The 13431-nt window shown below is 38.7% G+C and carries 14 protein-coding genes; 6 read left to right on the forward strand and 8 right to left on the reverse strand.

Going from position 1 to position 13431, the window contains the following annotated elements; translation table 11 throughout:
- Positions 1-31: 31 nt before the first annotated feature.
- From GZH31_RS09135 to yejK, 7 genes are all read right to left on the reverse strand, one after another.
- A protein-coding gene (locus GZH31_RS09135) for an IS3 family transposase (RefSeq protein ID WP_374027183.1) occupies positions 32-1272 on the reverse strand; the annotation gives its coding sequence in 2 pieces (ribosomal slippage) (positions 32-915 and positions 915-1272; 1242 coding nt in all).
- A gap of 100 nt (positions 1273-1372) precedes the next feature.
- Positions 1373-2239 (reverse strand): PhzF family phenazine biosynthesis protein, encoded by an 867-nt coding sequence (locus GZH31_RS09140; protein WP_180310891.1) that lies wholly within the window; start codon positions 2237-2239, stop codon positions 1373-1375.
- Positions 2240-2525: 286 nt separating this feature from the next.
- Complete coding sequence (locus GZH31_RS09145; RefSeq protein ID WP_180310892.1) at positions 2526-2945, reverse strand: hypothetical protein; 420 nt, start codon at positions 2943-2945, stop codon at positions 2526-2528.
- Positions 2946-3925: 980 nt separating this feature from the next.
- Positions 3926-4198, reverse strand: a complete 273-nt coding sequence (locus GZH31_RS09150) for a hypothetical protein (RefSeq protein ID WP_180310893.1) — start codon at positions 4196-4198, stop codon at positions 3926-3928.
- Positions 4199-4222: 24 nt separating this feature from the next.
- Positions 4223-4588, reverse strand: a complete 366-nt coding sequence (locus tag GZH31_RS09155) for a cupin domain-containing protein (RefSeq protein ID WP_074989399.1) — start codon at positions 4586-4588, stop codon at positions 4223-4225.
- A 155-nt stretch (positions 4589-4743) separates the two neighbouring features.
- Positions 4744-5247, reverse strand: coding sequence for a DinB family protein (locus tag GZH31_RS09160; RefSeq protein WP_180310894.1), 504 nt, complete (start codon positions 5245-5247; stop codon positions 4744-4746).
- A 190-nt stretch (positions 5248-5437) separates the two neighbouring features.
- On the reverse strand, positions 5438-6454 hold the full coding sequence (gene yejK / locus GZH31_RS09165) for a nucleoid-associated protein YejK (RefSeq protein ID WP_180310895.1): 1017 nt from the start codon (positions 6452-6454) through the stop codon (positions 5438-5440).
- Between the two features lie 63 nt (positions 6455-6517).
- On the opposite strand from yejK, the gene GZH31_RS09170 reads away from it, so the two are divergent.
- The 6 genes from GZH31_RS09170 to GZH31_RS09195 all read left to right on the forward strand — a co-directional run bounded on the left by GZH31_RS09170 (position 6518) and on the right by GZH31_RS09195 (position 12195).
- Positions 6518-6730 carry a DUF1414 domain-containing protein gene (locus GZH31_RS09170; RefSeq protein ID WP_036967930.1) on the forward strand — a complete coding sequence of 71 codons (213 nt, stop codon included), beginning with the start codon at positions 6518-6520 and terminating at the stop codon, positions 6728-6730.
- A 5-nt stretch (positions 6731-6735) separates the two neighbouring features.
- A complete protein-coding gene (locus GZH31_RS09175) occupies positions 6736-8229 on the forward strand; it encodes a DUF3413 domain-containing protein (RefSeq protein WP_065978494.1) in 1494 nt (497 codons plus the stop codon).
- A gap of 75 nt (positions 8230-8304) precedes the next feature.
- Positions 8305-8778 carry a DUF4124 domain-containing protein gene (locus GZH31_RS09180; RefSeq protein WP_036967925.1) on the forward strand — a complete coding sequence of 158 codons (474 nt, stop codon included), beginning with the start codon at positions 8305-8307 and terminating at the stop codon, positions 8776-8778.
- Positions 8779-8878: 100 nt separating this feature from the next.
- Positions 8879-10603 carry a bifunctional isocitrate dehydrogenase kinase/phosphatase gene (gene aceK / locus GZH31_RS09185; RefSeq protein WP_036967922.1) on the forward strand — a complete coding sequence of 575 codons (1725 nt, stop codon included), beginning with the start codon at positions 8879-8881 and terminating at the stop codon, positions 10601-10603.
- Between the two features lie 16 nt (positions 10604-10619).
- Positions 10620-11558, forward strand: coding sequence for a LysR family transcriptional regulator (locus GZH31_RS09190; RefSeq protein ID WP_036967919.1), 939 nt, complete (start codon positions 10620-10622; stop codon positions 11556-11558).
- 193 nt (positions 11559-11751) lie between these two features.
- Positions 11752-12195 (forward strand): PA2169 family four-helix-bundle protein, encoded by a 444-nt coding sequence (locus tag GZH31_RS09195; protein WP_036967916.1) that lies wholly within the window; start codon positions 11752-11754, stop codon positions 12193-12195.
- A gap of 57 nt (positions 12196-12252) precedes the next feature.
- Here the strand turns inward: GZH31_RS09195 and GZH31_RS09200 are convergent, their stop codons facing one another.
- Complete coding sequence (locus GZH31_RS09200) at positions 12253-13230, reverse strand: catalase family peroxidase (RefSeq protein ID WP_180310896.1); 978 nt, start codon at positions 13228-13230, stop codon at positions 12253-12255.
- Between the last annotated feature and the right edge of the window lie 201 nt (positions 13231-13431).

Raw genomic sequence — 13431 nt, forward strand, 5'->3', positions numbered from 1 at the left:
GTTTGTCTCGTCCTAAAATACGTTGACGGTTTTAATTGAAGGCCAGTAGCTTTTGCTCCTGGTCTTTTTTATGCACTTGGTTTGGGGTTTCCATGCCTAAACTCAAATGCGGCCTCATTTCATTGTATATTACTATTGATTCTTCGACGAGTTCACGTAGCTCTTTCAGATTTTGGCATTTATAGAGTAAGAATTCTTGCTTCAATATGCCATTAATGCGCTCCGCCAATGCATTTTGATAGCAATCATAGCCATCGGTCATCGATGGAGTAATGCCATTTTCATTAAGCTTTACTTGATATACCCGTGAGCAATACTGTAACCCTCTATCTGAATGGTGAATCGTACTGCATTGATACTGACGATTAGCGATGGTCATATCTAATGCCTTAACCACATCTGTCGCCTTCATTTCATCACTGAGTTCATATCCCATAATTTTGCGACTATACGCATCAGTTACCAGCGATAGATAGTGAACACCTTGCGTTGATTGAACGTAGGTTATATCACTTACAAATACCTCTTCTGGCCTCGATGGTTGTCTATCTTTAAGCAAGTTAGGATGCTTTTTCATCCAATGTTTACTAAACGTCGTTTTTGTATAACTACGCTTAGGTTTAACCAATAAATGTTCACTTTTTAAGTAACTAAAAAAAGCATCTCGACCTAAACTTATACCTTGCTCTATGAGTTTGGGTTTCAGTAGAAAATATAATTTCCTTCCACCTAAACGCGGCATAAAGCGTCGTATTTCCAATACCATCGCTTTAACTGGTGCAAGTTCAATAGCACGCAATTTAGCTCTGCTCTCTCGTTGATATATTGCTTGTCTCGTTATCCCAAGCAGCTTGCAAGCACGTTCTAAGCTAACTATTTTTTGCTTTTGAAGGCTTCTTGCTCCTTGGCAATATACTTTTTTCTAAGGTTTGTCCCATGCTCAGCGTCAAGAATATTAACCACTTCATTGAGTAACAGGTTACGTAAGTGCTCATCTTCGAGCTCTCGTTCGAGACGCTTGATTTTTTGTGCGGGGCTTTCTTTGGCTTTAGGTGATTTAGGCATAGTCATCTTAGGTGATTGAGTCCAATCCATCTTACCGTGTTTTCTCAACCAAGTAAGCACAGTTGAGCGACCTTGTATGCCATAAATTTTTTGGGCTTGTTTATAAGTCATATCGCCTTTTTCTACAGCGTCGACAACTTGTAATTTAAAGCCTAATGAATAATCTCGTTGTGTTCGTTTGATCGGTGTATTATTTGACTTGGTCATAATAAGTCCTAAATGTGTAAACACATTTCAGGACGAGACAGTTATATGAAAAAAGCCGCGTTATGAAAATAACGCGGCTTTTTTGTTTTAGATATATACACTATATTTCGATTATTTGGGTTCCGAAGCCACTGGCGTATCCACCCACTAACACCTGACTCACACCTTGTTTGTCTGATCTAACGCATGCTGAGATATGTGAGGCACATCCCATAAGTCGTCCTTGTTCAAATTTGAAATGATTAATGTGTTCAGAATAAAGATGCCTAGTTAAGTAACAAGCAAGCGCACCACTCGCGCTCCCTGTTGCTGATTCTTCTGGAATACCCACTAAAGGTGCAAAGTTTCGACAACTTGCAGTCAGCTTTTCATGCGCATCGTAAAGCTCAAATGCATGCACACCAATCACTTCATGTTGTTTACAAAAATCACTGAGAGCAGCGTTATTAACTTCAATTTTATCGAGATAGCCCCGTGGTACAGGAACGATAATATCGGGTAAACCTGTTGTGATTACGTCTATCGGTAAAGCCGTTGATGCTAAAACCGCTTCATCAACCCCCAATAATCCAGCGACCTCATGATACGCAAAGCTGCCGAGGTATTTAGGTAAGGTTTGCTCCATCGTAACTTGACCGTCATTGGCAATCGTTATTCCGAGTAGACCCGCTTTGGTTCTCTGCGTGTAATTACCCGCAGCTATCACACATTGGTTGAATAGAGTCGAAAATACAGCAAGCGTAGCATGACCACAAAAATCGACCTCTTCTGTTGTGGTAAAAAATGACACCGAAAAATCGACCTCTTCATCGTCTGATACAAAGGCCGTTTCTGAAAAGCCCACGGCTTTCGCAATAGTCAGTTTTTCCGCATCAGAAAGTTTATCCGCATTGAATACAACACCGGCAGGGTTACCTCCGCTTCCATCTGCAGTAAACGAGTTAACTAAAAATGCTTCTACTTTCATTCACACAACTCTCTTTTTAGATTTAACGAATCAAAGCTACAGATAGTGTCAATATAGATAGTATTGTTATAGTCAGTACCAATATAGATATCACCGATATAAAGAGTACTGATATAGAGAGTACCGATATAGACGTTGAATATCCGTAGTTGTAATTTATAGCTTTGCGCCTTATTCTCAAACAGCACTATCAAATCTTGCGCAGTGCAACTTGTCTCACCTTATCTGTTGACGAGATGGTACTTTGGATATGTGCTGCAATCATAATGACTTTATTTAAATTTGCCTACAAACTAGCCCATTGTTGTTTCAGTCCTACTAGATGAACAACACCTAAAGATAAACAAATAATTGAACTCCAAATCCAAAACTCGGGAGTTCGACCTTGGGGTGACTTTACAAACAAAAAACCGACGATGCCCCGGGCAATATAAATGAACGTAATTAATATAAGCGCTAAACGCGTTAATGGGAGTTTGAAAATAATCCCAGCAGCAGAAAACGCATACATTGACCACATTGAGAGCACGAGTGTAATGCCACTGGTTATAAGGGTTGGTTTTATACTACCTTGCTCAGATAGTAGCGCCATTTGTTCCCCCGCACCAAAAAAGCGATACCACGGTGCGCCAAAATAAATACATCCAAGATGCAAAATTGCTACGATTCCACTTAATACACCTGCAATAATAAGAAATATATTCATGCTTTTAAAATCCCTTGTAAACAACTCAATAGTCATAATAGAAAAACAATAGCATTAAAAAGCGAATAAAAATTTTAAATATTTTCGTGCTTATTTAACTTCTATTCACCTAAATATTGCACAAGCCCTGCAAGTAAAAATGCCAACCACAGTAATGAGACTATTGCAGAAAATAACAAAGATGGTTTAACAGGCTTCCGTCTACATAAAGTCTTAATAGTGCTTAGAACACTTATAATGCCTATAAACGGAAAGCACAAAACTGTTAGTACTACCCTCAAGCTTGGCTCTGCAAAAAATAAAGAGAAAAAACTAGAACCTTTATCTTCGAACTGTTCAAGTTTTAATGTTATATAGTAAATATAAATGGGCAAACTAAAAATAATAAATATTAGAGCAAGAGAAAAATAAAGTTGATACATAGGCTAGACATCCTTTTCTAACTAAAACTAAATAATGGAATAATCAATTTGAGAAAAAACAGGGATAAAACCTTCTCATATTATCCACGGAATACTTTTGAAATGGATTAATTTTTACCTTAATATCACCTTCATCGAATAATCCTGTAGAATTAGCGACATGATAGATTTGTTCAATAATACATTCTTCATGATGGGATTTCAGGATACTTTCAGAGCAGTCCATTATAAAGTGTGGCATTAGTTCTCCTAACTAACATTTTCATTTTAACAACTTGCTAAAAAATGGGTTAAATGTGCTCAAAATAAAGAGCAGTATTAAAAGAAATTTACACCTCAAAACCTTTTCTTAGAATACGTCGTAATCATCTCAGTAGATTAGCGGTTATTTTGTCTCTGTTACAGATAAATATTAATAATTAGGCAATTATATTTTTCAGCATCAGAAAGCTTATCCGCATTTAATACAACGCCTGCAAGGTTCGCGACTGTGCCACCTGCAAATTTGCTACAAATGCAGTTACCATCATTACACGCTTCTTTTATATAAATTAAATACTAAGGCCATTGCACTTGCTCTATAACGTAACGATATGACGCCCATGCTTTATAGATCGATATTAATATTGGCTGTTTTTTATAAACTACGTGAAATATAAATACGGGTAATTGCCAAATAACAACTATGCTAATCTGTATCACTAAAGCGATAAACACAAACTCTGTATTACCTAAGAAAAACAACAGCAACAGACTGCTATTTAATAGCAAAAACACCCACACACTGCGCAGTGCTGCCTTTTTCAGGGTTTGTAATTGCTGCTGATTCAAATCTGACACCATCAGACTTGTTTGTTACACCCAAACATCATTCGCTGCGGTCAGTTCACCACCAGCTTCACCGGTATTTACCACGCCTTTCGGCTCAACAAGCATAATTTTACATTCAGTCTTCGCGTGGGGTTTATGTTCAACCCCTTTAGGGATTACAAACATTTCACCCGACTCTAAATTTACAATGCCATCTCTAAATTCGATTTCTAGCTCGCCTTCAATAACAATAAACACTTCATCAGTATCAGGGTGATCGTGCCAAACAAATTCACCTTCAACTTTAGCGAGTTTAAATTGATAGTCGTTCATTTCTGCAATTACTCGCGGTGACCAATGTTCAGTAAATTTAGAAAACTTCTCTTTAAAATTAATTGCTTTGTAAGTCATAAAATCCCTATTCGTAAATTTAATTTGAGGGTCGAATAAATCAAAAGACTCATCTCATTTATCTCTGTTATCTTCACTTTCAGTGACAATTAAACTCTGGATATACGCTTTATGTCGTCTTGAGGTTTTGCATATAACGCCCCATAAAAAAGAGGCTATACTATAAATCTTCTTAATGGCTCTAATTGATGCAGATAGCGAGTGAATGTGTCCTTAGGTCTCTCTAAATTATTTGCCGCAAGTACCCTAGATGCCATACCTCTGTGATTACTGCCATGAGTTAACAAATGGATTAGAATCTCTGCCACTGACATCTGCCCTGTATCACCATCAACAAATTTAAATGAAACAACCCGCTCTAGTTCTTCTTGCTGTACTGTTTTAGAATACTGAACTAACCATGAGTCATTTTCATCTACCCTCTCGCGCAACTCTAAAAATGTTGGTGTTTCAACGGTATTATCATCACTGTATTTTTCAGGTTCTCTCAAAATTCGGCTAATAAACAGGCTATCGACGACAGTTGTGTGATTTAAGATTCTGACGAAAAAGGTTGCATCACTTTCTGGAAGCCCTGAAAACTGCTGTTCTCCTAAATCAAGCAATTGAGTATTTGCCCACTTTTTGTAGTGAAACGCCTTAGAAAAGTCCCTATTCATCCTTACGTATACGCCAGCTTTTTACCAATCTTGACCGATAATACCCTAAAAGATTAATACCTAATAATAAACTGTCTTACTGCAAGCCTTAATTATTAAACAATAAAAAGCCCAGCAGTAACTGGGCCAAAAGTCTGTCAATTTTGTCGAGGTTTACCCAACTGTCTAATGCCTTAACGCATGACTTTATTTAACCTTCTTCTTGCTCCATAAAGCGTTGCAGTTGGTCTTTTAGGTTAGGTGGAATACCTTTAATCACAAGTGTGTCTGTTGCTTCATTATATGTAACGCGCTCGCCTAGGTGTTTGCGCTCAAAGCTCACACTTACGCCACCACCCATACCAGAGAACTTAACCATGCTCGTTACCGTCTTTTTATCAACAGGGAACGAGTCTTCCAAATCATAGTTTTGTTCTTGGCAAAAGCTGTCAAATGGGCTGTCATCACTTTTAGATAATGTCGCCGATAATTCTTTAACGTTGGCATCTTCACCTGTGGTCACACAGTCATTACAGTAATCGAAAACTTGTTTACGAAGCTCATCTTTTTCTGATTTATCAAACTGTTGCTCTGATAAGTAGTCTTCAACGGCGTTAAGCATTACTTGGCTTTGTTGTTTAGGGTCAATGCCCTCTTCACAACCTAAAAAGTCTAAAAAGAAATCCGCAACCTTACGACCCGCACGCCCTTTAATAAAAGAAATATAGCGATTATCTTCCGCTTGCGTGTCCCAGGCTGTCAAATCGACACGCGCAGCTAATTGCATGCGTGAGATATCTAAGTGACGCGATGACGCTAAATCAAGTTCCGAAGTAATTGAATAATGTTCTTTAATATTGATCAGCGCAATTAACACATAATCACTTGCAACATATTGATAATGGCAAAAAACTAAATAACCAGTTTCGTTAAACGCATACTTATTTAGCTCTTCTTTTAATACATTTGTGGCCTGCTCAGTCATGTGCCAAAAGCCCAGCTCATTGTTTCGATAGCTCTGCATTGCAGAAGCTACAACACTGTTTTTCTCGCCACTGAATGCACAATACCCTTTACCCGGTTTACCATTGTAAGCATGGTGAAGCTGTTCTATGAATACAGCGACTTTGTCGTTAACAACCATTTCATCATTGCGTAAATGAATTTCAGTATCGCCGTCTTTTTTGTCTACATAATGAACGACTAATTTTTTAACATCTATTGTCATCTTTGTTTTTCACGCCTCTGGTGTTAAAATACGGGAATATAACTCTTTTTATCGAACCAACTGATGCCTATCATATCAAAATATTCTAATGAGCAAGTAGAACAAATCGTTGATCAGCTGATTGATGTACTTACAGAGCATAAAGCGCCTGTAGATTTAAGCCTTATGTGTTTAGGAAATTCTATCACGCATATTTTAAAAGAGCATGTACCTTCAGAGAAAAGACAAGCGGTTGCCGACAACTTTGCCAAAGCATTAGCGCAGTCGGTTAAATAAGATTTATGAATTTATCGCAACAAAGTCAATTTTCATCAAAAGTAAGTCAGCTTCTTAGTTGGGGCCATTGGTTCACCTTCGCAAATATAGGTTTACTGCTGTTTATCAGCTTAAGTTATTTATTTGCCGACAGTGCCCCCACTACTTTTGTGGGTTACCTGTACATGTTTGTAACTTGGTTAAGCCACACAAGCTTTATTACGTTTATTGCCTTTGTTCTGACGATATTTCCGCTGAGTTTGGTGTTTCCTTACCCTCGACATATTCGGGGGATGGCCGCTGTAATTGCAACCTTTGGTGCATCACTGCTGACACTTGATGCCTACGTTTATTTCAACCTAGGCTATCATTTGAATTCATCAGCTTTACCTGAGATTGTGTCGTTATTGTGGCATCGTCTTACAGACTCCCCAGCACTCACGACTATTTTTGCGGGCGGTATCGTACTACTCATTTTAGCTTTCCAGTTATTAGTCAGTAATTACACTTGGCATCATCTGGCACGCTTAAAACAGTATAAATTCGCACGTTATGCTACGAGCACAATCTTAGTGTGTTTTGCTCTTAGTCACAGTATTCATATTTGGGCAGATGCTAATTTAAAATTTGATATTACTAAGCAAGATAATGTACTGCCATTATCGTACCCAACAACTGCAAAAAGCCTGCTGGCTAAAAACGATTTACTTGACCTTGACAGCTATAAAGAAGCTCATGATGTTAGGCTAGATCCGCACAATATTGATTATTTAGCACCGACGCCTCCAGCACAATGTGTTGATGAAACTACAGCAAAAATCGATATTTTAGTATTTTCAAACAACGACGCCCTTGAAAGCTTTGTAAATACTCAACCAAATTTACGTAAAACTGATTTATTCTTACAACCTATTGAAGTTGAAGATACGTTATTTAGCCTGGTTTATGGCTTACCGGCTTTTTACAAATCACCTATATTTGAAAAACAGCAGTCGCCTGTTTGGTTAAGCGAATCTCGCTCACTACAGGTAGAGGGCTTCGAACAATTTGAATTTATCAATTCAACCAATGAAGACTCATCAATAAGACTTGTCAGCGCAGATGAAACAACCACAGTGCGTAATAATGCACACGCTGTTTTCGCATTTAGCCTTGCTCAGCATAGCAACGGCATTGTGACTACGTCTCGCCTGTACAGCTCAGATAAAAAAGTTGTGCAAACAGACGGGCTTATTCAACCAAGTGACATAATAGCCACCAGTGTTGGGCATTATTTAAATTGCCAAACGCTCGCGAAACAAAGCATGCTAGGCAGTAATTTATATAAACGCCATGATGATACCGGCGTAAACTACTCTCAAAATGTGTTTATTGCATTTAAGAAAGATAGAATTACTTTAATTGACTCGGATGGTAATTTTAAAAACATCTCTGCAGCTCAGGGCTTTGCAATAGAGCAGCGACTTGATGTACCCTTTTTAGTGCAAAGCATTAAAAAACTAAAACGCTATACACCTTAGCCCTTTTGATTATTTGCTATACGAGCTGGCTTTATTATATTTAATAACACGTATTAAAGTAAGGACACGGATGTCATGAAAGCCACAATCACCGCGTTATTTTCCTCTCTTTTCATTACCTTTTCTCCCGCACTTACAGCGGCGGAATACTATAAATGTGTAACTGACAAAGGCACCGTATTTAGCCAATTTCCTTGTGGGAATCGCGCAACTAAACACCGCATTACAGTAACTGATCCTGATATACAAGCACCTGATAATTATGTTAAACAACTTAATGAACTGGAAAGAGAACAAATAATAAAGCGATTAGAAGCCGAAATTCGTAGTCAAAAACATCGTTTAGACATTTTAAGTCGCGAACGTGACAGAGCGCAGTACCAACAAGAGCAACGGCTTAACCGCATTTTGTCTGATTCACAAAGCAAGCAAATCAGCAAAGACATACAAAAGCAGCTAAACAGTATCAATAAGCAATACCAACGAGACGTAAAAAAGGCTAATAAAAAGCTGGCTGACTTAGAAAAAAAATTAGCACGCTATAATTAATTAACTTTACTATTGGGTTTCACTAATAAATAACATATTCTTAACACGGATAGAGTTAATGCTCTAAACACGACATTTCAGCCGTTTCGAAGGAGTTTGTATGCAGCCACAACATATTGCGGAGTTAATTTTATCTGGCTTTCGTAATCACTATAAACTCTTCCAAGCAATAACAGCCAAAGCCCCTATCGCATTTGCCAACCGAGATTGGCAAAAGATTAATGAAATTAGTAAGCTCAGAATTAGCCATTATGATGATCGGGTTAACGAAACCATTACCAAGCTAAAATCGCTGAATGAACAACAAATTATTGAGCTCAATCAGACTTGCTGGCTCGAAACCAAACAAATATACCAACAATTTTTAAGCTTTCACCCACAAGCCGAGCTGGCTGAAACTTTCTATAACTCCGTTTTTTGTCGCTTATTTCACCGCCGCTATTTTAATAACGACTTTATATTTGTAAAAGCCACTCTCGCAGATGCTCCCGCCCTCCCAATGGAAGCTGAATATCGCAGTTATTTTCCTGTCGTAGATGGGCTAAGACCCACAATACGTAAAATTATTAATCAATTTGACTTTAAAGCCCCTTTTGTGGACCTTGAGCGTGATATTCGATTGTTGGTTAAGGCGTTTTATAAGCAAGCTCCCGATACACACCACCAAGCGTGGCACATGCGCTTTGATATCCTTCAAGCCCCTTTTTACCGAAATAAAGCCGCTTACATTGTTGGCCGAGTGGTGTCTGAAAGTGGCGTACAACCTTTTATCATTGCTGTTTTACACCATGAGGATAAAGGCTTATACCTTGATGCGTTGCTGACGAAATCATCGCAAATGCGGGTTATCTTTGGTTTTGCCCGCGCCTATTTTATGGTTGAAACGCATGCTCCTTCTGCATTAGTTCGTTTTTTAAATCAATTAATGCCCAACAAAACATTGGCAGAGCTTTACAATGCAATTGGCTTTCATAAGCAAGGTAAAACCGAGTTTTATCGTGAGTTCTTACAGCATTTAAATAACTCAAACGATCAATTAGTTATTGCCCCTGGCACACCGGGTATGGTGATGATGGTATTTACTCTGCCATCCTTTGGCTATGTGTTTAAAGTGATTAAAGACACCTTTGGCGAAAGCAAACCGTTTGGGCGCGATACCGTGCTTAAACGCTATCAATTAGTTAAAAGTCATGATCGTGTCGGACGCATGGCCGATACTATAGAGTATTCTAACGTCGTATTTCCTCTGAGTCGTTTTGATAGTAAATTGTTAGCAGAGCTGCATAAAACAATCGCCTCTTCAATGATTATTGAAGGTGACTGGCTGATCATAAAACACTTATATATTGAGCGGCGCATGACACCATTAAATATCTACCTTGAAAATGCCAGTGAACAACAAGCATTTGAAGCCATTGAAGAATATGGTCAAGCATTAAAAGAAATGATAGCCGTGAATATATTTCCAGGCGACATGCTATTGAAAAACTTTGGGGTAAGTAAGCATAACCGCGTTATTTTTTATGACTACGATGAAGTGCAATATTTAACTGATATGAACTTTCGTGCCTTACCAAAAGCCAAGTCATACGATGACTACTTAACGAATGAGCAAAGTTATTCAGTGGCACCGCAAGACGTATTTCCTGAGCAATTGTGCACCTTTGTTACGGCTAACCCTGTGTACAAACACTATTTATTAAGTACACACCCAGAGCTTGAAGACCCCGCTTATTGGCGACAAGCTCAATATAATATTAAGCAAGGCGTGGTAAGCCACATTTACCCTTACCCTGCTGCACAACGATTTATCCATTATTGGTAAACACCAAGGACACAGAATGAATATAAGTAAAATAGATTTAAACTTACTTGTTTACCTAGATACATTACTCAGAGAGTGCAATGTAACCAAAGCGGCTAATCAGTTAAGCATTACACAACCCGCAATGAGTAACGGTTTAAAGCGCCTGAGAAATTTATTTAATGATCCGATTTTGGTACGCACCAGTGAAGGAATGGTGCCGACAGAGCGTGCTAAAGAGCTACAACCTGTCATACGCGGTATTTTAATGACGTTAGAAGAAACACTCGCTCCTAACCGTGAATTTGAAGCATCTCAAAGTAAACGTGTATTTCGTATTATGGCCAGTGACTATGCGGCCAGTACCCTTGCGCCCAAACTACTTAGTAAGTTACACGAAGAAGCGCCTGACACCACGCTTGATATCCTGACCCCCAGTGACGTTACGTTTCATGACGTTGAAAACGGCAAGGTCGACATGGCAATTAACCGCTTTGAAAACTTACCCCAATCGTTTCACTACAAACAAATTTGGAAAGACAGTTTTTGCTGCTTAGTAAAAGCCGACAACCCTATCATTAAAGACTTCAGTCTCGATAGTTACTTAAAAGCGCGCCATATTTGGGTAAGTAAAACAGGTTTTGGTGTTGGCGTAGGGATGGATCCAAAAGATGTCCAAAAGTTAGGTTGGGTAGACGAAGCGCTTGCTCATTTTGGTAAGCACCGGAATATTGCAACCTTTACTCGAAACTATCATGTCGCCATTCACCTGGCTAAAGAGCAGAATTTAGTGGCCACACTGCCATCAAAAGCGGCGAATATTTATTTAGATGATCCGGGATTAAAAATTCTTGAGCCACCTTTCCCTATTCCGCCTTTTGAACTCGACATGATTTGGAGCCCTCTTTTACACCGTGATGCCAGCCATATTTGGCTTAGACAAAAAGTAGCTGAAGTGGCCAATGAGCTTAAGTAATATTTTACCTATTAACCTGTAATTATTGCTGGTACGCCTTTTTATATGGGCGTACCAAACTCTCTTTATCTCAAAATAAAAATGTAACACTCTGATTATTAATGATAATACTTTTATATTAGGGATTGGAACATGCTTTGCTTCATGTAGAGAGCATTGTTTTAATTCAGTCTATATTATTAGAGAGGTCATTATGCAAACACATCAAGGACATGACGTTCATCATATTGCAGATATCATTCAAGTTATGAATAGTGGTATCGATTTTTATGAAAAAGCACAGGAAAAAGTTTCAGACCCCAGTATCGTCGCGTTATTTCAGCGCATGATCGATGCCCGTAAAGTAAGTATTGAACGTTTACAGCCATACGCCATCAACCAAACAGGTCACCGTGAAAATGGCTCAGACTTTGCGGTAGAAGCTCGTAAAGCTTACACATCTTTAATCACTAAACTCGGTGCAGACAAAGATGCAACCTACGTCAGTGAGCTTGAAGAAGTCGAAGACAAAACACTCGCAGAAATAAAAAGTGCGCTCAAAAAACCTCAACCCCACGACTGTGAAGCAGCGTTATCAAAAACCCTGCTAACTATTCAAAGCTGTCATGCCGAAATGAGTAAAATGAAAAAGCATTAACTGCTAATCATATGAAGCCCAGCATAACTGGGCTTCATATTGAAAATTTAAAGAACGTTATTGCCCAGTAATACGTTTTGAAAATGAAATAGCATAAGCAGTTGAGCGCAGCTTTAACACTTCATCTTCACTTGGCATAAAGCCTTGTGAAAGCAGATTTGGGTCGTAATTAGTAAAATCACACCCTGATTCACCCGTGGATTCTATCGTGAGCTTTCCTAAATTAACTGTTTTGCGATCAGCAGGCCATTGCACTGAAGGATCCGTTAATGCATCACCCGGCTCGGCTAATTCAGCTTGAAAACGGTAATGAACTTTCCCTTTCGCTAAATCCTCTTCAAGTCGCTTAGCAAGAAATGATTTAGGTAATGCTTTCATTTGTTCTTCAGTTAGTACTTGTTCTTGCGCTTCTGGCACCATGGTCCATCTAAAAGCTTGCTTAGTGCCCTTTTCATCAACCATGTAAAAGGTATGCACACCAAAATAACGTGAAGACACATACGATGCTGGCGGGTTATGGCTTTGTAACCAATTAAATTGCCCTAACGTACTCGGGTTTTGCTCACTGTATGCTTTCACTTTTGCAAAATCGATTTCACCTGTTTTTTCGTCAGGTACTAAGGTACTTAGCAAACCAAAAAATGCTTCAGGGCTGTTACCTGCAAATACGGGCGTAGTTAGCCCTGCAATATTGTGCACATCCCCATTTTCTAGCACAAACTGCACCCCTATTCCTCGCGGAGAACGTGATGTTTCATCAGCATTAGGGTTACCTCCACCCATAGAAAAACGAATATTTGCTCTTGATGGTGCGTTAAATAAAGGGCTGATTGAATACTGTTTTGCTGCTTGATTAGGTGTAAATGTGCCCACAGCGCATACACCTTTGGCGTGACCTTTTCTAATTCCGGGCTGCTTACCTGACAGCTTCTCAAATAAATTTATGAAATCTTGCCCGTTAACTGATTGCTCAGCAAAACTTGCTGTCGGTAAAACAAGGCACATAGCACAAACTAAAGACTTAATTTTTAGCATTTATCCATCCTTTAAACTTAGTTCCAACAAAAATGACCTGACAAACCTCGAAATGATTTCATCAAAGTTAATAAATATTTTTACCAACAAAAACGCTACAAACTTTTAATAAACTTAGAATATTTATTTAACTACAGTATTTTTAAAAGCTGCTAACTTTAAATTTAGGATCCGAAAAATGGCTGTGGCGCCCAGCATTTT

The sequence above is a fragment of the Pseudoalteromonas sp. JSTW genome (assembly GCF_013423925.1).
Taxonomy (GTDB): domain Bacteria; phylum Pseudomonadota; class Gammaproteobacteria; order Enterobacterales; family Alteromonadaceae; genus Pseudoalteromonas; species Pseudoalteromonas lipolytica.

Bases quoted from the DNA above. Each gene is read 5' to 3' on its own strand.
- GZH31_RS09140 (WP_180310891.1), bottom strand. From the start codon at position 2,239: ATGAAAGTAGAAGCATTTTTAGTTAACTCGTTTACTGCAGATGGAAGC.
- GZH31_RS09145 (WP_180310892.1), bottom strand. From the start codon at position 2,945: ATGAATATATTTCTTATTATTGCAGGTGTATTAAGTGGAATCGTAGCA.
- GZH31_RS09155 (WP_074989399.1), bottom strand. From the start codon at position 4,588: ATGACTTACAAAGCAATTAATTTTAAAGAGAAGTTTTCTAAATTTACT.
- GZH31_RS09160 (WP_180310894.1), bottom strand. From the start codon at position 5,247: ATGAATAGGGACTTTTCTAAGGCGTTTCACTACAAAAAGTGGGCAAAT.
- yejK (WP_180310895.1), bottom strand. From the start codon at position 6,454: ATGACAATAGATGTTAAAAAATTAGTCGTTCATTATGTAGACAAAAAA.
- GZH31_RS09170 (WP_036967930.1), top strand. From the start codon at position 6,518: ATGCCTATCATATCAAAATATTCTAATGAGCAAGTAGAACAAATCGTT.
- GZH31_RS09175 (WP_065978494.1), top strand. From the start codon at position 6,736: ATGAATTTATCGCAACAAAGTCAATTTTCATCAAAAGTAAGTCAGCTT.
- GZH31_RS09180 (WP_036967925.1), top strand. From the start codon at position 8,305: ATGAAAGCCACAATCACCGCGTTATTTTCCTCTCTTTTCATTACCTTT.
- aceK (WP_036967922.1), top strand. From the start codon at position 8,879: ATGCAGCCACAACATATTGCGGAGTTAATTTTATCTGGCTTTCGTAAT.
- GZH31_RS09190 (WP_036967919.1), top strand. From the start codon at position 10,620: ATGAATATAAGTAAAATAGATTTAAACTTACTTGTTTACCTAGATACA.
- GZH31_RS09195 (WP_036967916.1), top strand. From the start codon at position 11,752: ATGCAAACACATCAAGGACATGACGTTCATCATATTGCAGATATCATT.
- GZH31_RS09200 (WP_180310896.1), bottom strand. From the start codon at position 13,230: ATGCTAAAAATTAAGTCTTTAGTTTGTGCTATGTGCCTTGTTTTACCG.